Origin of the sequence: Streptomyces cathayae (genome assembly GCF_029760955.1) — a bacterium.
Lineage (GTDB): Bacteria > Actinomycetota > Actinomycetes > Streptomycetales > Streptomycetaceae > Streptomyces > Streptomyces cathayae.
The window spans coordinates 5,225,899-5,247,534 of sequence record NZ_CP121682.1; the positions used below are offsets into that span (position 1 = coordinate 5,225,899).

Consider the following 21,636-nt stretch of genomic DNA (forward strand, 5'->3'; position numbering starts at 1 on the left):
AGCACTCGTAGCCCGGACTTGACCGGATCGTGATCGGAATCCGGCGACGGGCGACCGGAATGCGTACGTCCGCGAGGCGCCGAACCGATGGGTCAGCCCGGGGAGTTGATCATCGTGGCGGCGGCGTACGTCAGGTACTTCCACATCGTGTGGTCGTGCTCCTCGGACAGGCCGAGCTCGTCGAGGGCGTCGCGCATGTGCTTGAGCCAGGCGTCGTGCGCGGCCCGGTCGACCTTGAACGGCACGTGCCGCATCCGCAGCCGCGGATGGCCCCGGTTCTGGCTGTACGTCGTCGGGCCGCCCCAGTACTGGATGAGGAACAGCCGCAGCCGCTCCTCGGCCGGACCCAGGTCCTCCTCCGGATACATGGGCCGCAGCAGCGGATCGTCCGCCACCCCCACGTAGAAACGGTGGACGAGCCGGCGGAAGGTCTCCTCCCCGCCGACCTGCTCGTAGAACGTCTGCTCCTGAAGCGTGCCGCGCCGAATCTCTGTCACGCAGTCCATGGTCTCAGACGCCGCGGCATAGGCCTCAGGACCTAGGTCCTCGAGGCCGTCGGGGGCTCCGGCGTTCCCGCCCCCTGCTCGTCGGGGAGGCAGGGACGGGAGCGTCACGGGTGTGCCCTCTCAGCCCCGGTGGATGGTGATCGTCGTCCAGGCGCCCACGTGGACCCGGTCGCCGTCCTGCAACGGGACCGGGACGAAGGGCTGGATCGGCTCCTCCGAGCCGTTGACCGTCGTGCCGTTCGTCGAGTTCTGGTCGACGACCGCCCAACTGCCGTCCGGCTGCTGGACCAGCACCGCGTGCTGGTGCGAGACGCCCGGGTCCTCCGGCGGCGTCGACAGGTCGATGTCGGGGGTGTCACCGGTGGAGTGGCGCCGGCGGCCGATCGTGAGCTGGTTGCCGGTGAGGGTGCGCTGCTGCTCGGGCGAGTACGCGGGCAGGTTCAGGCCCGTGGCCTCGGGGCCGGAGCGGTGCATCATCGCCATGAAGTAGTCACGGTCCGGACCGATCGTCGCGGTCCAGGTCACCGGCCCCCGGGGCTGCTGCGGGAACCCGCCGGGGCCGGGCGGCGCCTGGGTCGCACCGGGCTGCGGGTAGCCGTAACCACCGGGGCCGTTCGGGGCGCCGGGACCGTTCGGGCCGCCGGGGCCGCCGGAGGGCGGGGGGATCACCCAGTCGTCGTCACCGCCGCCGAAGGCGGGGCCGCCCTGGTGCGGCGGACGGCCGGTCTCCTGCGGGAATCCGGGCGGGGCCGGCGGGCCGCCGCCGAACGCCTGCGGGCCACCCTGACCACCGGGACCGCCGGGTCCGCCGTAGCCACCCTGGCCGCCGTGACCACCCTGGCCGGGCGGGGGGACCGGGCGGGAGGGGTCGCCGCCGAAACCGGGCGGGCCCGGCGGGATCGGCTCGGCGGGCCGGTTCACCTGGGACGGACGGGAACCCTGGTACTCGTTGTAGGGGTCACCGCTGCCGTACGACGGACCGGGCGGCTGCTGGTACTGCCCCCCGTGTCCACCCGGACCCCCGTGCCCGCCCGGTCCGGGGGGCACCGGACGAGGGGCGGCCGGTGTGTACGAGGTGGCCGTGTTCGTCAGGAAGTTCCACCGGCACTCCTCGCAGAACGGCGCGCCGCCCTCACGCGGCGTGCCGCACTGCGGGCACGGCTCCGGCCGGCCGCCGGGACCGCCCGGGCCGCCGGGACCGCCCGGGCCGCCGAAACCGCCGGGGCCACCCGGGCCGCCGGGTCCGGGCTGACCGCCGGGGGGCGGGAATCCGTAGCCACCGCCGGGCGGCGGCGGGGGAGGAGGCGGCGGGGGCACGGACCCCGCCATGCGGTGACCGCACACCTCGCACCAGTCGTCGGAACCCGACTGGTGTCCGTTCGGGCAGGTCGGCATGTCGGCGCCTCCTCCTCTCTTTTTCGGTCGCTTCCGACCGAAGTTCTCCGGCCTGGGGGCCGGGCTCGTTCACTTCAGGTTCACTTCTTCACACGAACAGTCTTGGTGGACCGGGTTTCGAGTGTCATCTCGTCGGCCTCCTCGACCCTCGCTTTCAGTCGCACAGTACCTGTCGAGGCGTCGACCACGTCCACCACCTTCGCAAGCAGCTTCGCGGTGTCCGCGTTGCCGGAGGCGCTCGCGAGCTGGACGGCGCGGCCCAGTTTGGACGTTGCTCCGTCGAAATCGCCCGCTTTGCGCAAGTCGAGGCCTTGTTGGATGACTTGGGCCAGTTCGGCCTGGCCGGTGTAGTGGGCGACCTGAGGGTTCAACGATGTGGAGGCGACCATGTCGTCCGTCCACACCGCCCGCACGAGACCCTGCGCGCCGAGCTTCTGAACTCCCTCTCCGGGCTGCGGAATCACCAGCGAGAGCCGGGCGGCGAGCATCTCCTGCCCGATGCCGGCCGCCGGGACCTCGACGCAGAGGTGGTAGTCACGGGACTCGTCGCCCCAGGACCCCAGCGGGTAGTCGCCCGCCCGCGGGCCGGCCTCGGTACGGCGGCCGGTCAGGTCCTCGACCGTCGGCGCGACCTGTTTGACGAACTTCACAGTCGTGCTCACCGGCGTCCACAGCCGCAGGCAGACGTCCGCGACCTCCTTGCCCATCGCCGTCTCCATCATCCGCGTGAAGTCGGCGGCGAGTCCGGCCGGGTCGGCGACGATGTCGGCGCTGCCGAGGAGGCCGGAGGCGACGGCTGTGACTTCTTTCACTTCCCAGTCGGTGCCCACTCCGCGGGCGTCACAGGTGAACCGCCCGGCGCACGCCTCCAGGGCCGCCTTCAGGTCCTCCGGCGACTCGTGCTCGTTGCGCCCGTCGGTCAGCAGGATGCCGTGCCGGATCGCCACGTCCGCCGACGCCAGCAGCCGGTCGGCCAGCCGGAGCCAGGTGCCGATGGCCGTGCCCCCGCCGGCGCTCAGCGCCCGCAGCGCCTGCTTGGCCTGCCCGCGGGTGGCCGCGTCGGCGACCGCGAGCCGCCCGGCACCGGGATAGACCTCCCGCGCCACATGCGTGCCGCCGACCACCGCGAAGTGCACGCCGTCGCGCAGGGCGTCGACCGCGGCGGCCGTGGCGTCCCGGGCGTTGCGCATCTTGGTCGGCGGATAGTCCATCGAGCCGGAGCAGTCGACCATGAGCACCACGGCCGCCGACGGGCCCTCACCGGGCGCGTAGAGGTGGGGGGCCGCCACCGCGCTGCCGATGGTGCCGCCGCCGGTCGCGGTCACCGTGACGATGGCGTTGACCTCGCGGCCGCCCTCCGGCAGGTACTCGTTCTGGTACACGTCCACCGAGAACTGCGGCACGTTGGATTTCGAGAAGTTGGCCATGCCTGTTTCTCTCCCCCTGGAGAACCCCGCGGCGGTGCGGGGCGACGACAGATGACGGACCGGTCCCCTCCGGTTCGTTTCCGGTTCGTTGGCACCTTCCCGCGGCTTCCCGCGGCCTTCCCCGTAGTTTCCCCGCGAGGGCCCGCCGTACGCGGCCTCAGGCCGATCCCGCCCCCCGCGGCACGGCCGGGAACGGGACGAGGGCCACCGTCACGTTGTCGTGGCCCCCGCCGTCGAGGGCGTGACCGACCAGGACCCGGGCGGCGTGCAGCGGACGGACGGCGGCGTCGACGGGGAGCACCCGTGCCATCTCCTCGACCGACTCCGCGTAGTTCCACAGCCCGTCGGTGCAGACCACGACCACACCGGGCCGGTCCGGCTTGAACGACGCGGTGTGCGGCTCCAGTTCGTAGGCGTCCGCACCGAGCCAGCCGGTGATCGCGTGGGCGCGCTGGTCGGCGTAGGCCTCGGCCTCGCCCATCAGCCCCGCGGCGACCATCTGCGCGGCCCAGGAGTCGTCCTCGGTGAGCCGGGCCGGGGGTGCGGAGCGGTCGACCGGCACCCAGTACACGCGGCTGTCGCCGACCCAGCCGACGACCAGCAGGCCGTCGGTCACCACACTGCCGACGAAGGTGCAGGCGGGGGCGTTCTGGTGCGGGGACTGTTCACGGTCCGTGGCGGGCTCGTCGGCCAGCGCGTCGACCGCGTCCGCCGCGGCGACGATCGCGTCGTGCATCGCCTGCTGCGGGTGCGTGCCGCGCGGCAGCGCCGCGAGCAGCGACTCGTTCGCCGCCCGGGACGCGGCCAGCGAGGCCTCGTCGGGCCGGGTCGCGGAGGAGACGCCGTCGCAGACGACCGCGACCGAGGCGGGGGAGCCGTCGGGCAGCGTGGTGGTGCCGATCCCGAAGGCGTCCTCGTTGCGGTGGTGGCGCAGGCCGCGGTCGCTGACCGCGGCCAGCGGGCCGCATTCCTGTTCCATGTGGTCCCGTTCGCGTGGCTGGGCGTGGCCGCAGTTCTCGCAGTAGCCGTCCTCGTCCACCCTGCCCGCGCGGCAGGCCACGCACACCGTGGTCTCCGGGGTGCTCGTGGTCGCCGGGGTGTCCGCGGAATCCGGGGCGGGCTGTCCGCGCTCGGCGGACACGCGCGGGTCCGGGGCCTGGAGCGGGTACTCCTCGGGCTGCGCGGCCGGCTGGGCGGGGCGGTCGAAGCGCACACCCGAGGACCGGGCCGCTCCGGCGGCGGGAGGCGCGGCGGGCGGGGGCGGAGGAGGAGGGGGCGGGGCGGCAGGGCGTGGTGGCACGACCGCCGGTGCCGGTGCCGGAGTCGCGGGTGCTGCGGGGCGGGGGATGGGGCCGGACAGCGGCAGGCCGGTCGAGTCCGTGCCCGACAGGTCCGTCGGCCGGTGCGTCGGGGCGGACGCGCCGGAGCCCTCCGGACCGGCTGCGGGCCAGCCCGGCCCGGTCGGCGGCGCGGGCGCCGCCGGGGGTGTCTGCGGGGGTGTCTGCGGGGGTGCCGCCGGAGGCCGGGCCGCCGCCCCGCGTTCCGCCGGGCCCGGCGCGGGCACCGAACCGTTCATGACGATCGTCGGATGGTCCGTCGGCGGTGCCGGGACCGCCGACAGGTCGTATCCGCACGCACCGCAGAAACGATCACCCGACTCGAGGGGTTCCTCGCAGCTCGGGCACTTCGACAGAGCGGCCTGCTGAGGCATTTGCGACATCAACTACACCCATGTCCGGGGGCGGTAACGGTTGGCACGTTCCACCAGGTCGATCCTCTCCTCACCGCTCCGCGCCAGCCGGGCCAGCGTGCGGTACGAACGCTCCAGCCCGAAGCGCAGGTTCCGCTCGTCCAGTCCGCTGCCGAGCAGGGTTCGTCCCCCGGCAGCGCTGCCGGCGTTTCGGTTCCCCCGGCCCGGCGGGCCCGGAAGCGGAACGGACCCCTGGCTACCGGAGAGTACCCAGTCCAGCGCGCACCCGAGGACCTCGGCCGACAACTGCTCCCGGCGCGCCGGATCCAGTCCGTACGACTCCAGGGCCTCGACCTGGGACGCGGCGGCACTCAGGTCGTCCAGGAACGGTACGTCACCGGGGGTGGCGGCCCGCCCCCGCAGTCGGGCGCGTACGGCCGCCACCCGCGCCGCCGTGTAGTGGATGGAGGACTCCGGCACCGACTCCAGCGTCCGTACGGCGCCGCCCCGGTCACCGGTGGCGAGCCGCACGCGGGCCAGGCCGAACGCCGCGCTCACATGGCTCGGGTCGGTGGACCACACCAGGTGGTAGTACTCGGCGGCGTTGTCGAGCTGGCCCAGCACCTCCGCGCACAGGCCGAGCGCCAGCTTGGGGGCGACCTCGCCGGGGAAGGCGTCGTAGATCGCGTCGAAGGCGAGCGCGGCGCCCTCGTGGTCGCCGGTGACCAGGGCGGCGACCCCGCGGTACCAGACCACCCGCCAGTCGTCGGGGTCCCGCTCCTCCAGGGCCCGCAGCGCGTCCAGCGCGGTGTCCGACTCACCCGTCTCCAGCCAGGCGCGGACCTGCCGCAGCCGGGTCTCGGCCGACGGCGCGGGCGCCGCCGCCAGGGCGTGGACCAGCTCGGCGGGCGCGGAGGCCAGCAGGCCCGCCAGGAACCCGGCGTTGGGGTCGGTGGGGTCGACGTGCGGGACGGGCAGGGCGAGGACCGCCGCGGGAGCGTCGACGGGCTTGACGAGGTCCGCCGGGCCGGAGACGCCGGTGGTGGCGGTGGCGCCGGTGGCGGTTCCTCCGGCGAGCTGCTTTTGTCCCGGCCCCCGCCGTGGTGACCCGGCGCGCCACACCGCCCGCGCCCCGAGGCGGGACACGTCGCCCCGCGACCGGGGGAACAACTCCGTGTCCGCCACCCGCGGTTCCGGGCCGAACAGGGTCGACAGGGCGGGACGGGCACGGCCCGACTGGAGCGAGACGACCTCGCGCAGGACACCGGTGAGCTGCTCGCTCATCTCCTGCGCGGAGGCGAACCTGCGGGACGGGTCGGGATCGGTGGCGCGGACCAGCAGCCGGTAGAACGACTCGTACCGCCGGAAGACCTCGATGTGGTCGGGATCGGGCAGCGAGTCCGCGTAGACGTTCGTGTAGCCCTGGAAGTCGAAGGTGAGGACGGCGAGCGTCCGGGCGACCGTGTAGAGGTCGGAGGCGACCGAGGGACCGACGTCGGCGACCTCGGGGGCCTGGTAGCCGACCGTGCCGTAGATGGCCGACTGGTCGTCGTCCGCCCTGCGCACCGCGCCCATGTCGATCAGCTTGAGCTCGTCCTCGGTCTGGATCGCGTTGTCGACCTTGAAGTCGCAGTACAGCAGGTTGCGGCTGTGCAGGTGCCCCAGCGCCTCGAGCGCCTCGATGCCGTACGCGCAGGCCTGCTCCACCGGCAGCGGGTCCCGTCTGCCGTCCGGCGTCCGGCGGCCGTTGGCGATCTCCTTCAGGGCCTTGCCGCCGACGTACTCCATGACGATGTAGCCGTCGAGGGAACCGGTGCGCTGGTCGAGGTGCTCCACGAAGTTGTAGATCCGCACGATGTTGGCGTGCTCGATCTCCGCGAGGAAGCGCCGTTCGGAGATCGCCGCCTCCATCGCGTCCTGGTCGCCCGTGTCCAGCAGGCCCTTGAGGACCACCCAGCGGTCCGAGACGGCCCGGTCCACGGCGAGGTAGATCCAGCCCAGTCCGCCGTGCGCCAGACAGCCGACCACCTCGTACTGGCCGTGCACCACGTCGCCGGCCCGCAGCTTCGGGACGAACGAGTACGGGTGGCCGCACTTGGTGCAGAAGCCCTCCGTACGACCCGGCCGGCCGGCCCGCGCACGGCCCACCTGGGCCCCGCAGTCCGAACGGGAGCAGAATCGCTTCCGCTCGGGCACCTCGGGGTTGTCCAGCACCATCGCGCGCGGGTCGGGGCGCGGGATCGGCGGGACCTGGACCAGCCCCGCGCCCAGCCGGCCACGGCCGGAGGAGCCCGTCGACGCACCGGAGCCGCGCACCGACACCGAACGCTCGGCACCGCCTCCCGGCAGGGAACGGGAGAGCCGCCCGGACACCGAGCGCCGGGACCTCGACGACCTCGACGACCTCGACGAGCGCGATGACTGCGACGGCTGTGACGGCTGTGACGACGCCCGTGCACTGCGGCCGCCGGCCCGGGAGCCGCGGCCGCCTGTGGTGAGACCGGTCGGGACCGAGCCGACCATGCCCGTCGTCGGCGACACCACCGGTGCCAGCCCGCAGGTGTCGCAGTACAGCTCGCCGCCGCCGACGTCCTCGTAGGCGCCCTCGCAGCCGGGACGCTGACAGGCCCGGACGGCGGCGGCCCGCGCCCGCTGCTCCCGCTGTTCCGCCCGCGCTCCCTGCCCGTTCCGCCCCTGGCTGTGCGTCCGGTTCTCCGCCTGACTCATGCCGCTGCCTCCCCGTTGTCGCTCATGCGCCGGGCCCCCCGCCCTCCTCGGGCATGCCCTGACCGGGCACCCGGGGTGCGGTGGTGCCGAGGAGTTCGGCGGCCGCGTGCTGGTAGCGCAGCACCGCCTCCCGGGCGACGCGCAGATCGCAGGGCGCGCTCCACAGCATGCGGCGCGCCCTCTCGTACCGCTCGACCAGCACGGTGTCCTCCGCGAGGCCGTGCCGGGCGACCTTCGCCCGGTACGCGTCGAGCCGGCCGCGCAACTCGGCACGGACCGCCAGAGGCGCGGTGACCGCGGTCAACGACTCGCGGGCGCGCTCCAGTTCGTCCTCCGCCTTCTGCTCCAGGGACTCCAGGAGCGGGGACAGCCGGTGCCACTGGGCGTGCCTGCGGTACTCGGCGGCCGTCACCAGCTGCTCCTGCAGCACGGTCGGCGGCCCGCTGACCACCGGCACCTCCGTCGCGGCGATCTTCGCGAGCACCTCGCCGCGCGCGGTACGGGCCTCGGCGAGCGTGCGGTCGGCGCGCGACAGGACGTCCCGCAGCCGCACGATCCGCTTCTCGGAGTCCTGACGGACCGCCAGCACCGCGTCGATCTCGCGGCGCACCTCCTCCAGGGCCCGTGCCTCGCGGTCGTACACCGTCGTGTCCGGCCGGCCGCCGCCCGGCGCCGAACTCCCCTCCGCGGGCTTCCAGAACGCCAGCGGGTCGGACACCACCTGCTCGCGCAGCGCGGTCAGGGAGTGGGTGATCCGCTCCAGGTCGTCGCCCGCCGGATGCTCGCCGGGACGCACCCCGACCGGGTGCGCGAGCCGGCGGGTGCGATGGAGCTCGGCGGCCAGCAGATCGATCCGGGCGGGCAGCGCCGACCACACCGCGTCCGCGGCGACGACCATGTCCAGCGACGACGCGTACAGCTCGTTCATCCGCTCGACCAGCGTGGCCAGCGAGTAGCGCTCGCTGAGCCGGTTCCCCGGCCGGCCGGGGAGCCCCGGCGCGTTCGCCGCGGCGGTGGAGGTGGCCGAGCCCGCGATCGTGACGCACTCGCCGCGCAGCAGCTCCGTCAGCTCCACCAGGTCCTCACGGCTGGACCAGCGGCGCCGGGCACGGATCTCCCGGGCGGTGCGCAGGGCGCCCGCGTACGCGTCGAAGTACGTCCACAGCAGCGTGATCGACGCCTCGGTGGCCGCCCAGCGTTCCGCGGTGCGGCCGGTGAGGCGGGCACCCTCCAGGAGCCTGCGGCCCGCGTGGTCCTGCAGGGCGAGGAGCGAGGTCTCGACCGCCTCGTGCTCCGCGCCGAGCCGCGCCAGCGCACGGTCCACCTCGTCCCGGTCCATCACCGGCCCGGTGGGGTCCGTGTCGCCCATCGATCACCTTTCGCTGCGGGTCGGTCGTCGCCGGTCTGCCTTCGGCTGCTGTTCCTCGACGGCTGGTCAGCTCGTGCGCAGGTACTGCGGGGCGGGTGGCTCCGACTTCGCGGGATCACTGCCCAGTGTCGCCGACAGCCATGTCTCGTACGCCTTCTGCCACCCGTCCCCGGTGTCCTCGCGGAAGTCCACCAGGATCCGGTTGACCCGGCGCAGCAGGTCCTTCGCGTTCTGCTCCATCGCCACGCCGTAGTACTCCGTCGTGAAGGCGTCGCCCTTGAGTTCGACCGTCGGGTCCTGGGCGGCCTGGCTCGCGGCGAGCGCGCCGTCGGTGACCACCGCGTCGACCTCGCCGAGCTGCAGCCGCACCAGGCAGTCGAGCTGGTTGGGGACGGTGGTGCGGATGTCGGCGGACTTCGGGAGCCTGCCCGCCGCCTGGTCCTCCTCCAGCTTCGCGTACGCGGTGGAGCCGGCCGCCGTGCAGATCCTCCGGTCCGCGAGCGTCTTGTCGTATCCCGTGATCGACGACGCCTTCGGGGCCAGGACCTGCTGCCCCGTCCGGAAGTACGGGGCGGAGAACGCCACGTCCCGGAGGCGTTCGCAGTTGATGGTCATCGTGCGGACGACCATGTCGACCCGGCCGTCCTTGATCGCCGAAATGCGCTGGTCGGTGGGGATCGCCTTGAACTGGACCGCGTCCCGGTCGCCGAGTATGTCCTCGGCGATGCGGTGCGCCAGGTCGATGTCGAAGCCCTCGAGCCGTGCGCCGCCCCCGCCGTTGGGGTCCCGGTAGCCCCAGCGGTAGCTGTTCTGGTCGATGCCGACGATCAGCTTGCGCTTCTCGCCCGGCCGGTTCTTGATCGCGTCGATGGTGACGCCGTCCTCGTCGGAGGGGGGCAGGGTCTGCTTCTCCGGATCGGTGCACTTCGCGTCCGCGTCCGCACCGATGGCGTCCGTCACGGTGTGCCCCGCGGCCTCAGGGGTCTTCGGCGCCTTGGCGGCGGGGGACCCGGCGCGGGTCAGCACCAGCGCGAAGACCAGCGCGAGCACGCACACGGTGGCCATCGCGCCCACCCCGCCCCAGCCCCGCAGGCCGGCCCGCAGGCGTCGTGCGTTGCCCATCACGCCCCCTCTCACCGGTACTCCGACAGCCTGCGGCCGATGCCCAGCACCGCTCCGGCCGCGCCCAGCACGGCGAGGCCCGCCGCACCCTCCGGCAGCCCCTTCAGCGCGTCCCGGCCACCGCCGGCCGCCTCCGCGAACTCGGCCTTCTCGTGGGCGAGCGCGGCCGCCAGGCTGCTGTCGACGCCGTCGAAGCACTCGCCGGTCGCGCCCCTGCCGCCGATCACCAGGTCCAGTGCCTCCTGGTAGTTGCCCTTCTCGTCCTGATCCCGGGCGGCCCCGTGGCGCTTCTTCCACTCCGTCATGTTGCTCACGGCGGCGGTGACAGGCTTCTCGCCGCTGCTGTCGTCCGCGAGCTCTCCGGCCCGGGTCAGGCCCTTGTCCAGGGCGGCCATGTCGCGTTCGAAGTCGTGGTCGTAGGCGTCGTACGTCTCGTCGCCGACCTTCTTCGTCTCGGCGCCGCGCGACACCAGCGTCAGGTTCTCGTTGCCCCGGGCCTTCAGGGAGGCGATACGGGCGTCGTGCAGCACGTTGAGCGAGCGGACGCCGTGGTCGTAGGAGTGGTTCAGCCCCGAGCGGGCGAGGCTGTGGCCGGCGACCAGCCAGAGCAGGACGACCGTGGACGCCGCCGTGGCCGCGACCAGACCGTGGTTGAGCACGCGGTGGGTGCGCAGGTAGGTGCGGCGCTGCGTCCAGGCGAGCGCGGCGAGGGCGACGGTGCCGAGCGCGATGGCCGCCCACGGGTACGGGGTCGCGTCCGCGTAGTCGGCCTGGAGGCGCTGGTTCTCCTTCTGGTAGAGGTCCTCCGCCGCCGGGAGCATCTCCTGCTGCATCTTCTCGTTCGCGTACCGCAGATAGGCGCCGCCCACGGGGTAACCCTGACGGTTGTAGGTGCGGGCGCGCTCCACCAGGCCCTTGTACTCGGGCAGCAGCCGGTTGAGTTCGGCGATGGTCGCCGCCGACGAGGAGCCGGGGTCGGAGTTGGCCGCGGCGTTGACCAGTTTGGCGGCGGCGGTGCGGATGTCCTTCTCGTAGCGGTCCCGGGAGGCGGCGGTCTCCTGACCGCCGGCCAGGAAGCCGCTGGAGGCCGCGGTGTTGGCGTCCGCGAGGGAGCGGTAGATGTCGGCGGCGTCGGAGGTGAGGGGCTGGCTGCTGGTGAGGACGGCGTCGGCCGCCGCGGCCCGGTCGGTCATCTGCCAGGCGGTGACGGCGCCGAAGGCGACGACCAGGGTGGCGAGGACCGCGCCGATGATCCGCAGGCGGCCGGGTTCGGTGGTGGCGGCCTCGCGCAGGCGCACGGCGCCCTCGGCGAACGCCGTGCGCCGGGGTGCCTCCGGCGGCGGGGGCGCGGGAAGCCGGGAGCCGGTGGAGGGATGACGGGGTGCCGCCGGCGCGCCGCCGGGCCCGGACTGCGGCGGTACGGCGGGCATCACGGCGGGCATGGTGGGCGCGGCCCCGCCCGGCGATGCCGCGCTGCCGCTCGGCGTCTGTGTCACTCGACCTCCCCCGTGGTCACCCGTCCCGCCAAGTATCGCCGCACGAACCGGCATGTGCACCGGCTTTGGCGTGATCTTGAACCGCCCGCCGGTTCCTCTGTCGATCCGACAGTCCGCCGATCCGACCGGACGGCGGCCCGTCGCGCCGGCTGTCGGTCCGGTGGTGATCCGCCCGCCGGTTGGACTGTCGGCCCGGTTGCCGGTGCGGCTGTCGGCCCGGTTGCCGGTGCGGCTGTCGGTCCGGTTGCCGGTGTGGCTGTCGGTCCGACCACTGGTTCGACTGCCGGTCGGTTGCCGGGAGTTCCGGCTGCCGCGGCGCCCGGGCCCTCCCCGCGAGCCGGCTCCCGCACGTTCCCCTCCGCACGACCTCTGCCCATGAACACGCCGGTGGAATCCGGTTGGTTCCGGGCGCCCGCGAGGGGCCGGCGCCGGTGTGCGGTCGACCGGACCTGCAGGAGCCTCCAGGCCTGCCTCCGGACCTGCCTCCAGGCCTGTTCTCCGGGCGGTTCTCGCGCCTGTCGTCAGGCCCGCCGCCCGGCCTTCGGGCCCGTCCGGCGGGTCGGGGCGGGGAAACGGACGGCGCCCACCGGGCGAGGACGAGGCGTGCCGGGCCGCGCCGCACCGGCGTGACGCGTGGGCCCGGCATCGGGCCCTAACCCCGCTCGTAGTGGGCCCTCAGCCGGGCGTGGGCCTCCGGCGGGGCCGCCAGGCGGTCCAGGCCCAGCAGGGCCGCGCCCAGGACCGGGGCGGCGGTGACGACCCGGGGGACCGCCTTGGGGGCGCGCTCGGCGAGCAGGGCGCGGATCCGGTCGTCCAGCAGGGCGTGCCGTGCGGCCAGGACACTGCCGCCCAGCAGGACGGGTGTCTCCTCGGCGAGCAGGTCCAGGCGGGTCAGCGCCACCACGGCCATCGCCACCACCTCCTCGGCCTGGCGTCCGACGATCGCACCGGCGACCGCGTCGCCCCCGGCCGCCGTGGCGAACAGGACCGGGGCGAGTTCGTGACGGCGGGCCGACGGGAGGTCCCCCAGGTGCAGGGCCTCGATGAGGGCCGGCATGCCGGACAGACCGAAGTGGGCCGGGAGGGCGTCGGCGAGGGCGGTGGCGGCCCCGCGGCCGTCCTGGGCCCGGGCCGCGTGCCACAGGGCCTCCTCGGCCAGCGCCCAACCGCCGCCCCAGTCACCGGAGACGCGGCCGAGCGCCGGGAAGCGGGCGGTACGCCCGTCGGGGTGCATGCCGACGCAGTTGATGCCCGCGCCGCAGACCACGGCGACCCCGCGGGGCTCGGTGACACCGGCGCGCAGGACCGCGAACGTGTCGTTGCGGACCCGCACGGTGGCACCCCAGCCGCGTGTCGTCAGGGCCGCCGTCAACTGCTCCTCCTCCACGGGGAGATCGGCGTTGGCCAGACAGGCCGAGACATGGGAGACGGCGGTGACCCCGGCGGCGGTGAACGCGGCGTCGACGGCCTCGGCGAGGACGTCCACCGCCGGCGTCACACCGACGGCGGGCGGCCGGAACCCGGCGCCGCGGGCCGTGGCCAGGACCGCGCCGTGCCGGTCGACCACGGCGACGTCCGACTTGCTGTTGCCGGCGTCGACGGCGAGGACGCCCGCGGTCACGCCCACGTCAGGTACTCCCGGTTGTGCGCGAGGAGCTGGCCGGTGAGCCGCTCGGCGTACTCGTACTGGCCGATCAGCGGGTGGGCGAGGAGGGCGCGGAAGACCCGCTCGCGGCTGCCGTGCAGGGCGGCTTCGAGGGCGAGGTCCTCGTAGGCGGTGACGTTCGCCATCAGACCCGCGAAGAGGGGGTCCACCCGGGGCACCGGCAGCGGGCTCGCGCCCTTCGGGCCCACGGCGGCCTGCACCTCGATCACCGCGTCCTCGGGGAGGAAGGGGAGCGTGGAGCCGTTGCGGGCGTTCACCACCTGGTACGGGCTGCCGGCGCCGCGCAGCAGGGCCGCCGCCAGGTCCACCGCCGCCTCCGAGTAGTAGGCGCCGCCGCGCTCGGCCAGCAGGGCCGGTTTCTCGTCCAGGGCGGGGTCGGCGTAGAGGTCGAGCAGCCGGCGTTCCATGCCGGCCACCTCGGCGGCCCGGGACGGCTTGGTGCGCATGTCCCGTACGACCTCGTCGTGGGCGTAGTAGTAGCGCAGGTAGTACGAGGGGACCACACCGAGGCGGTCCAGGACGGCCCGGGGCAGCCGGAGGTCCGCGGCGATCGCGTCGCCGTGGTCCCGCAGCAGTGCGGGCAGGACGTCCTCGCCGTCGGGGCCGCCCCGGCGCACCGCGGTCTCCCAGGTGAGGTGGTTCAGGCCCACGTGGTCGAGGTGGAGGCCGGCGGGGTCGGTGCCGAGGCGGGCGGCGAACCTGCGCTGGAGGCCGATGGCGACGTTGCACAGCCCCACCGCCCGGTGCCCGGCCCGCAGCAGCGCCCGGGTGACGATGCCGACGGGGTTGGTGAAGTCGATGATCCAGGCGTCCGGGTTGCTCCGCCGGACCCGTTCGGCGATGTCGAGCACCACCGGGACCGTGCGCAGCGCCTTGGCGAGACCGCCGGCGCCGGTGGTCTCCTGGCCGACGCAGCCGCACTCCAGCGGCCAGGTCTCGTCCTGCTGCCGGGCCGCCTGGCCGCCCACCCGCAACTGGAGCAGCACCGCGTCGGCGCCGTCCACGGCCGTGTCCAGGTCGGAGGTGGTGACGACCCGTCCCGCATGTCCCTGCCGGGCGAAGATGCGGCGGGCCAGCCCGCCCACCAACTCCAGCCGGTCCGCGGCCGGATCGACCAGGACCAGCTCCTCGACGGGCAGGGTGTCCCGCAACCGGGCGAAGCCGTCGACGAGTTCGGGCGTGTAGGTCGAACCGCCCCCGACCACGGTGAGTTTCATTGTCGTCGACCCTCTGCTTCCGCTCCGGTGGACGTGACACGTTCGGCGAACGCCTTCCGCGCGAGAGGCATATCAGGATCACGGGCGCCATGACCAGAGCGGGCGCGGGAACGAGTACGGGAACGGTGGAGGGCGGCGCCCGGAACTTCCGGGCGCCGCCCTCCACCGTGTTCTTCCCTGCCGCCGGTCTACTTCGTGGTGCTCGGCGGGGTCAGCGGGGAGGCCGCGACGGACTGCGGCGAGACGCTGCTCGCGTAGGCGGACGGGGGTGCGACGGCCGCCGCCGGATCGGGGCCCTCCGTCATCTCCACCGGAGCCGTGGCACCGCCGACGATGCGGATGCCGGCCGCGTCGAAGGCCCGCTTGATGCGCCAGCGCAGCTCGCGCTCCACGGTCAGCGACTTGCCGGGCATCGTCCTCGCCGAGACCCGGACGACCATCGAGTCGAGCAGGACGGAGTCGAGGCCGAGGACCTCGATGGAGCTCCACAGGAGCTCGTTCCAGGGCTCCTCCTTGCTCATCCGCTCCGCGACGGCGACGAGCGTGTCCTTCACCTGGTCGAGGTCCTCGTCCGAGCGGACCGTGACGTCCACGTTGGCGGTCGCCCAGCCCTGGGAGAGGTTGCCTATGCGCTTGACCTCGCCGTTGCGGACGTACCAGATCTCGCCGTGGTCGCCGCGCAGCTTGGTCACCCGCAGGCCGACCTCGATGACCTCGCCGGAGGCGACGCCCGCGTCGACGGTGTCACCGACGCCGTACTGGTCCTCGAGGATCATGAACACGCCGGAGAGGAAGTCCGTGACCAGGTTGCGGGCGCCGAAACCGATCGCGACACCGGCGACACCGGCCGAGGCCAGCAGCGGGGCCAGATTGATCTGGAACGTGCCCAGGACCATCAGCGCGGCCGTACCGAGGATCAGGAACGACGCGACCGACCGCAGCACCGAGCCGATCGCCTGCGAGCGCTGGCGCCGCCGCTCGGCGTTGACCAGCAGCCCCCCGAGGCCGGTGCCGTCCACGGTCGTACCGGTCCCGGACATCCGGTCGACGAGCTTGGTGATCGCCCGCCGCACGACCACTCTCAGTACCGTGGCGATCACCACGATGAGCAGGACCCTCAGGCCGATCGCGAGCCACGTCGTCCAGTTCTCCTCCACCCAGCCGGCGGCGTTGGTGGCGCTCTCGTGGGCGTCCTTGAGGCTGGGCACCATCGGGGTCCCGGAATCCGAGGGCGTCGGCGACGAACCCTCGGCAGGCAGGACGGCGGGCAAGGACACGGCAGGTACCTCCAGGTGCAGGTTCTGCCCCGGTGCGGCGGTCAAGGTCTTCAAGGTCACGAAAAGGTCAGGGAAAGGTCACCGGTGCGGGCAGAAGCACCACACTAACGGTGCATTGTGGGGGGACCGTCGCGATACGTGAAGAAGAGACCTCCCTCACCCGCACCTGAACAGGCCAAGATCCCGGAGGCCGGAGGGCCTGTGGTCGAAAACACTCCCAGCCCGTTACCGGGACATGGTGGCGCTACGACCAGGCATGAGGGGAGACTGACTACGGATCGTCCCGGCGCGAGCCACGCGTCGCCGGCGTACAAGGAGGCATCCGTGCCGCATGTCCTGGTTCTCAACGCGTCGTACGAGCCGCTCGGCGTCGTACCGCTCCGCCGCGCGCTCGTCCTCGTCCTCGAGAACAAGGCCGTATGCCTCGAGGAGTCCGGCGCCTATCTGCACAGCGCGACCGTCACGGTCCCCGCTCCCAGCGTGGTCCGGCTCAAACGCTTCGTGCGGGTTCCCTACCGGGGGCCCGTTCCACTGACCCGCCGCGCGCTGTTCGCCCGCGACGGGGGCCGGTGCATGTACTGCGGTGGTGTCGCGACCAGCGTCGACCACGTCATCCCGCGCAGCCGCGGGGGCAAGCACGTCTGGGACAACGTGGTGGCGTCCTGCCGCCGCTGCAACCACGTGAAGGCCGACCGGCACCTGTTCGAGCTGGGCTGGCGGCTGCGCCACAAACCGGCCCCGCCCACCGGCCTGGCCTGGCGCATCATCGGCACCGGCCACCGCGACCCGTGCTGGCTGCCCTACCTCCAGCCGTACGGCGCGGCCGACGCGATGGCCCGCATCGACGGCCTGACCCGGGTGGACGGCATCTCCGCCTGACCGGCAGGCCCGGCCCGATCCGGGCCTTCGCTGTTCGTGGTGCCGGGACCGCCCGGCACCACGGACACGACGGCAAGAGTGGTCGGGCGGTGACGCCGCTGCCCCTGAGGAGAGCGAGCCGCTACGGCGGCGTGTCCCTCGAGGGCAGCGGGTGGGCCAGAAACGCTTTCGTGACGCGCTCGGGCTCATTGGGCTTTTCTCTCGTAAGGCCGTGACCTGGGAGCACTGCCGGACGCCTGCCTGCGGATCGGCACCAGGCGTTCGGGCTACCCAGCAGATCGGCAGATTGACGGCTGCCGGCCGGAGTGCCCAGCCGGGGCGTTGCGGGACTGCCTTTCTTGTTGAAAAACGATGAAGTTTCGCAGAACGCTTGCCAAACGTAATGATCATCACGCGTGTTGAATGGAACTTGTCCTGTCATTGCCCGTTTACCACCCCTTGACCTGACGCTCAGTGAAGCGATTGGTTACGTCAAGCAACTGTGTAGGCGCTGTGGGCGGGGTGCGTGACGGAGATGTGGAACCGAAGTCGTTTCGCGGGCAAGGCTGTTGGGGCTCTGCTGGGGGTGGCGCTGGCCGTGGGGTCGGTTCCTGCGACGGCCACCCCAGCGGTAGCGGGTGTGTTGGCAGCGCCGACGAATGAGGAAGAGCCGGCCGGCGACACCGGTGGCCTGACAGAAGCGGAAGCGTTCGCGAAGGCCAAGCGGTCCGGCGAGCCGGTGGAGGTCGCATCGCTGCGCGGGGAGAGCAGTGAGGTGTACGCGACGCCGGGGGGAGATCTGGAGGCGCGGGAGTATCTGCGTCCCGTCTGGACCCGGGCCGCAGGAGGGTGGAAGCGGGTCGACACCGAGCTGACGGCCACCGACGAGGGAACCGTCGCTCCGAAGGCGTCGACGGTGGGGATGGAGTTCTCCGGCGGGGGCGAGACCCCGTTGGTGCGGATGCGGCGTGCCGGGCGGGAGCTGAGCCTGTCATGGCCCGCTCCGCTGCCCGCGCCCGAGCTCTCCGGGCCCGTCGCCACCTATCGGTCGGTGCTGCCGGACGTGGATCTGCGGATGACGGCCCAGGAGGACGGGTTCACGCAGCTGCTGGTGGTCAAGACGGCCGAGGCCGCGGCGAGCCCGGAGCTGGCCGAGCTGCGGCTGGGGCTGGACGCGCGAGGCCTGTCGGTTCGGGAGACCGACGAGGGCGGTCTGCAGGCGCTGGACGAGGGTGCCAAGGGGGCGGTGTTCGAGGCGCCGAAGCCGGTGATGTGGGACTCCAGCACCGGCGGGTCCCCGGAGGGCGCCGCAGAGTCCCGGACGGCAGCGGCCGACGGGACGGCCGGACCGAAGGCGGCACCCGCCGGTGCGGAGCCGGGCGCCGGAGAGTCGGGCAAGCTCGCCCCGGTCGGCGTGGAGGTGTCGGCCGGGCAGGACGAACTGGTCCTGACCCCGGACGCCGACGTGCTCAAGGGCGCCGACACCGCCTACCCGGTCTACATCGACCCGCAGTGGCACTCGCCACGCGCGACCGCGTGGACGATGGCGTCCAAGTACTGGGCCAACTCGCCGCAGTGGAAGTTCAACGGCGATTCCGATGCCGGCATGGGCTACTGCAACTGGTACTACTGCAACCCCAACGACACCAAGCGTCTGTTCTACCGGATCTCGACGTCCAAGTTCGCGGGCAAGTCGATCCTGTCGGCGGAGTTCGTGGTGCGCAACACCTGGTCGGCGTCGTGCGACGCGCGCAGCGTGGAGCTGTGGCAGACCAAGGACATCTCCTCGTCGACGACGTGGAACAGCCAGAACGCCTCCGGTTTCTGGATCAAGGAACTGGCCTCGAAGTCGTTCGCCCACGGCTACTCCGGCTGCGCGGCCAAGGACGCCGAGTTCAACGTCAAGTCGGCGGTGCAGTCGGCCGCCAACAGCAAGAGCGCGACGATGACGTTCGGGCTGCGGGCGGCCAGCGAGACGGACGCGTACGGCTGGAAGCGGTTCTCGGACAAGGCGCACCTGCGGGTGCAGTACAACCGTCCGCCGGCCCAGGTGAAGATGTCGCAGCTGATCATGGAGTACGGCGGCACCTGCAAGAAGCCGGCCGCCGCGCCGCGGGTGCGCACCCTGGGCACGATCCGTGCCGACAACGTCACCGACCCCGACGGCGACCCCGTCGCGGTGCAGTTCGAGGCCAAGTGGGACACCGGGGACGGCAAGGGGCTGATCGCCCGGTGGAAGCCGAAGCTCACCTCGTTCAAGGCGTCCGGGAAGAGTTTCTCGATCAGCCTGCCGACCTCTGTGCCGCAGAACAAGCAGATCAACTGGTATGTGCGCAGCTATGACGGGGCCCAGTACTCGCCGTGGTCGCACGCGGGTGACCCGACGGCCTGCTACTTCGTCTACGACACCAAGGTGCCCAAGGCGCCGTCGATCACCTCGGGGGAGTACCCGGCCTCGGACCCGGAGGACCCGGACGATCCGTGGTTCGACGGGGTGGGCCAGTACGGCAGCTTCGCGCTCAAGGCCGCCGACAGCGACGTGACCAAGTACTGGTACGGCATCAACGGCGACCCCACCTCCAAGAACACGATCACCACCGCGGCCGGGGCGGCGAAGACGATGAGGATGCTGCCCGCCAAGGCCGGCCTGAACTTCGTCACCGCCCAGGCGTTCGACCAGGCCGGCAACGGTAGCGAGATCCGCACCTACCAGTTCCGGGTCAAGTCCGGCCAGCCCGAGCGAGCTATGTGGCAGATGGACGAGGACGCCGGGGCGAACCAGGCCGTGGGGTCGGCGCCGGAGCGCACGCTCGCGCTGCACGGCGGCGCCACACCGGGTGCACCCGGAGCCAAGGGCACGGCAGTGTCCTTCGACGGGGTCGACGACTACGCGGTCTCCGACATTCCCACGGTGGACACCTCGACCGGGTTCTCCGTCTCCGCCTGGGCGAAGCTGTCGAAGATGCCGGACCAGGCGGCCATCGTCGCCGCCCAGCCCGGCAACTACGCCCCGGGTTTCGAGCTGTACTACTCCAAGGGGTACGACCGGTGGGTGTTCAACCAGTACCAGGCCGACGCCACCGGTGCGGGCATCGTGCGGGCCATGGCGCCCTCTCCGGGCGGAGTCGAAGCCGGGAAGTGGACGCATCTGGTCGGCACCTACAGCCTGACCGACAAACAGCTGAAGCTCTACGTCAACGGTGAACTGGTCGGGACCACGGCCTACAGCACGCCCTGGAACGCCCGCCGGGGTCTTCAGATCGGTGCCGGTTTCTACGACGGCAACAGGCTGGCCTCGTTCTTCCCCGGGGCGATCGACGAGGTGCAGGTCTTCGACAAACCGCTGTCGGTCAATGAGGTGACCCGCCTGCACGGCAAGGAATCGCTCACCGCGGGCCGCTCGGCGCGGGCGGTGTTCCCGCTGGACGAATCCGCCGACGCGACGCAGCTGACCGGGAAGGCGGAAGTGCCCTCAGCCACGCTGACCGGAGGCGTCACCTTCGGTCAGGCCGGTGTGGCGGGCAAGGCACTCACGCTGAACGGAGTCGACGGCTACGCCACCACCAAGCGGCCTCTGCTGAACAACCAGCGCAGCTTCGCCGTCTCCGCCTGGGCGAAACTGCCCAAGACCAAGCCGAACCACGCGGCGATCATCGTCACCCAGACGAGCACGCACAAGCCGGGACTGGAGCTGTACTACTCCGCCGCCTACGACCGCTGGGCGGTCAACCAGTACTCCGCCGACACCCCCGACGCCACCCCGGTCCGCGCCATGCAGGCCGAAGGCAAGACCGCCCACGGTGACACCTGGACCCACCTGGTCGGCGTGCACGACACCGTCGCCAACAAGCTCACCCTCTACGTCAACGGCGTCGAAGCCGGATCCACCACCCTGCAGGCCAACTGGTACGCGGGCGGCGCCGTCCAGATCGGAGCCGGCTCCTACAGCGGCAACCTCGGCTCGTTCTTCCCCGGAACCATCGACGACGTCCGCATGTTCGACCGACCGGTCTCCGCCGAGGAGGTCCAGCAGATGTTCCGGCAGCGTCCGCTGGTCGAGAGCCGGTGGATGTTCGAGGAGACCGCCGGGACCGGCCCGGTGACCACCCCGAACGCGGTCTCCGGAGGCAGCGCGCTCACGCTGAACGGCGGTGCGAAGAAGTCGGACTTCTCCTTCATAGACTTCGGCGGCCTGGAGCTGGACGGCGTCCGCGGCTACGCGGCCACGACGTCCGTACCGGTCGACACCAGTGCCAGTTACACCGTCACCGCCTGGGCACAGGCGGCCGCGCTGCCACAGAACGGTGTCGCACTGGTCAGCGCCGAGGGCTCCGCCCAGAGCGCCTTCACCGTCCGCTTCGTACCGGACACCGCGAACCCGGAGGGCCTCGGCCACTGGGAGCTGGCGTTGCCGGACAAGGACGGCACGGACGCGACGGTCGTACGCGTCGCCAACAGCGAGTTCTACGACGCGCGGGACTGGAACCACCTGGCCGTGGTCTACGACGGGTTCGCCAAGCAGGCCAGCCTGTACGTCAACGGAACGCTCCAGGAGATCTTCTGCGGCGAGGACGACGGTGAGGACTGCGGTGACCGGTCCTCCTGGGCCGAGAACACGCTCGCCTTCAAGGCGACCAAGTCCTTCCAGGTCGGCCGCGCCAAGACCGACGGAGCCTGGGGCGAGTACTTCCCCGGCCTGGTCGACGACGTCTGGGCCTTCCAGGGCGCTCTGACCGACGAGCAGATCGGGAAGCTGGCCGCCAGCTGGTTCGACGTGCCGACCGAGGTGCCTGGCGTCGGCTGACCTCCGGTGGTGGGACGGCACACCACGGAGTGCTGAAGCCACCACGCAGAAAGACCAGCTGGCTTCCGTTGGCCTGACACGG

General features: G+C 72.5%; 13 protein-coding genes. 2 read left to right on the forward strand and 11 right to left on the reverse strand.

Features of this window, described 5'->3' with window-relative positions; all coding sequences use genetic code 11:
* Positions 1-92 precede the first annotated feature (92 nt).
* From PYS65_RS23875 to PYS65_RS23925, 11 genes are all read right to left on the reverse strand, one after another.
* Positions 93-506 carry a globin gene (locus PYS65_RS23875; protein WP_279335987.1) on the reverse strand — a complete coding sequence of 138 codons (414 nt, stop codon included), beginning with the start codon at positions 504-506 and terminating at the stop codon, positions 93-95.
* A gap of 120 nt (positions 507-626) precedes the next feature.
* Positions 627-1,901, reverse strand: coding sequence for an FHA domain-containing protein (locus tag PYS65_RS23880; protein WP_279335988.1), 1,275 nt, complete (start codon positions 1,899-1,901; stop codon positions 627-629).
* 80 nt (positions 1,902-1,981) lie between these two features.
* Positions 1,982-3,328: a vWA domain-containing protein gene (locus PYS65_RS23885; protein WP_279335989.1), complete on the reverse strand. Its 1,347-nt coding sequence runs from the start codon at positions 3,326-3,328 to the stop codon at positions 1,982-1,984.
* A 157-nt stretch (positions 3,329-3,485) separates the two neighbouring features.
* Positions 3,486-5,048, reverse strand: a complete 1,563-nt coding sequence (locus PYS65_RS23890; protein ID WP_279335990.1) for a PP2C family protein-serine/threonine phosphatase — start codon at positions 5,046-5,048, stop codon at positions 3,486-3,488.
* Between the two features lie 3 nt (positions 5,049-5,051).
* A complete protein-coding gene (locus tag PYS65_RS23895) occupies positions 5,052-7,745 on the reverse strand; it encodes a serine/threonine-protein kinase (protein WP_279335991.1) in 2,694 nt (897 codons plus the stop codon).
* A gap of 22 nt (positions 7,746-7,767) precedes the next feature.
* Positions 7,768-9,114, reverse strand: coding sequence for a hypothetical protein (locus PYS65_RS23900; RefSeq protein WP_279335992.1), 1,347 nt, complete (start codon positions 9,112-9,114; stop codon positions 7,768-7,770).
* A gap of 66 nt (positions 9,115-9,180) precedes the next feature.
* Entirely contained in the window at positions 9,181-10,236 is a 1,056-nt protein-coding gene (locus PYS65_RS23905; RefSeq protein WP_279335993.1) for a glutamate ABC transporter substrate-binding protein, read from the reverse strand.
* A gap of 11 nt (positions 10,237-10,247) precedes the next feature.
* A complete protein-coding gene (locus tag PYS65_RS23910) occupies positions 10,248-11,732 on the reverse strand; it encodes a hypothetical protein (protein ID WP_279335994.1) in 1,485 nt (494 codons plus the stop codon).
* Positions 11,733-12,384: 652 nt separating this feature from the next.
* Positions 12,385-13,359, reverse strand: a complete 975-nt coding sequence (locus PYS65_RS23915; protein ID WP_279335995.1) for an N-acetylglucosamine kinase — start codon at positions 13,357-13,359, stop codon at positions 12,385-12,387.
* Positions 13,350-14,615 carry a 6-phospho-beta-glucosidase gene (locus PYS65_RS23920; RefSeq protein WP_279335996.1) on the reverse strand — a complete coding sequence of 422 codons (1,266 nt, stop codon included), beginning with the start codon at positions 14,613-14,615 and terminating at the stop codon, positions 13,350-13,352. The genes PYS65_RS23915 and PYS65_RS23920 overlap by 10 nt, the downstream gene beginning before the upstream one ends.
* 188 nt (positions 14,616-14,803) lie before the next feature.
* On the reverse strand, positions 14,804-15,913 hold the full coding sequence (locus PYS65_RS23925) for a mechanosensitive ion channel family protein (protein WP_387040601.1): 1,110 nt from the start codon (positions 15,911-15,913) through the stop codon (positions 14,804-14,806).
* A 303-nt stretch (positions 15,914-16,216) separates the two neighbouring features.
* On the opposite strand from PYS65_RS23925, the gene PYS65_RS23930 reads away from it, so the two are divergent.
* Both PYS65_RS23930 and PYS65_RS23935 read left to right on the forward strand, forming a co-directional pair.
* Positions 16,217-16,771: an HNH endonuclease gene (locus PYS65_RS23930; RefSeq protein WP_279335997.1), complete on the forward strand. Its 555-nt coding sequence runs from the start codon at positions 16,217-16,219 to the stop codon at positions 16,769-16,771.
* Positions 16,772-17,285: 514 nt separating this feature from the next.
* Positions 17,286-21,554 carry a LamG-like jellyroll fold domain-containing protein gene (locus tag PYS65_RS23935; RefSeq protein WP_279335998.1) on the forward strand — a complete coding sequence of 1,423 codons (4,269 nt, stop codon included), beginning with the start codon at positions 17,286-17,288 and terminating at the stop codon, positions 21,552-21,554.
* The last annotated feature ends 82 nt before the right edge of the window (positions 21,555-21,636 follow it).

Bases quoted from the DNA above. Each gene is read 5' to 3' on its own strand.
- PYS65_RS23875 (WP_279335987.1), bottom strand. From the start codon at position 506: ATGGACTGCGTGACAGAGATTCGGCGCGGCACGCTTCAGGAGCAGACG.
- PYS65_RS23880 (WP_279335988.1), bottom strand. From the start codon at position 1,901: ATGCCGACCTGCCCGAACGGACACCAGTCGGGTTCCGACGACTGGTGC.
- PYS65_RS23885 (WP_279335989.1), bottom strand. From the start codon at position 3,328: ATGGCCAACTTCTCGAAATCCAACGTGCCGCAGTTCTCGGTGGACGTG.
- PYS65_RS23890 (WP_279335990.1), bottom strand. From the start codon at position 5,048: ATGTCGCAAATGCCTCAGCAGGCCGCTCTGTCGAAGTGCCCGAGCTGC.
- PYS65_RS23895 (WP_279335991.1), bottom strand. From the start codon at position 7,745: ATGAGTCAGGCGGAGAACCGGACGCACAGCCAGGGGCGGAACGGGCAG.
- PYS65_RS23900 (WP_279335992.1), bottom strand. From the start codon at position 9,114: ATGGGCGACACGGACCCCACCGGGCCGGTGATGGACCGGGACGAGGTG.
- PYS65_RS23905 (WP_279335993.1), bottom strand. From the start codon at position 10,236: ATGGGCAACGCACGACGCCTGCGGGCCGGCCTGCGGGGCTGGGGCGGG.
- PYS65_RS23920 (WP_279335996.1), bottom strand. From the start codon at position 14,615: ATGAAACTCACCGTGGTCGGGGGCGGTTCGACCTACACGCCCGAACTC.
- PYS65_RS23935 (WP_279335998.1), top strand. From the start codon at position 17,286: ATGTGGAACCGAAGTCGTTTCGCGGGCAAGGCTGTTGGGGCTCTGCTG.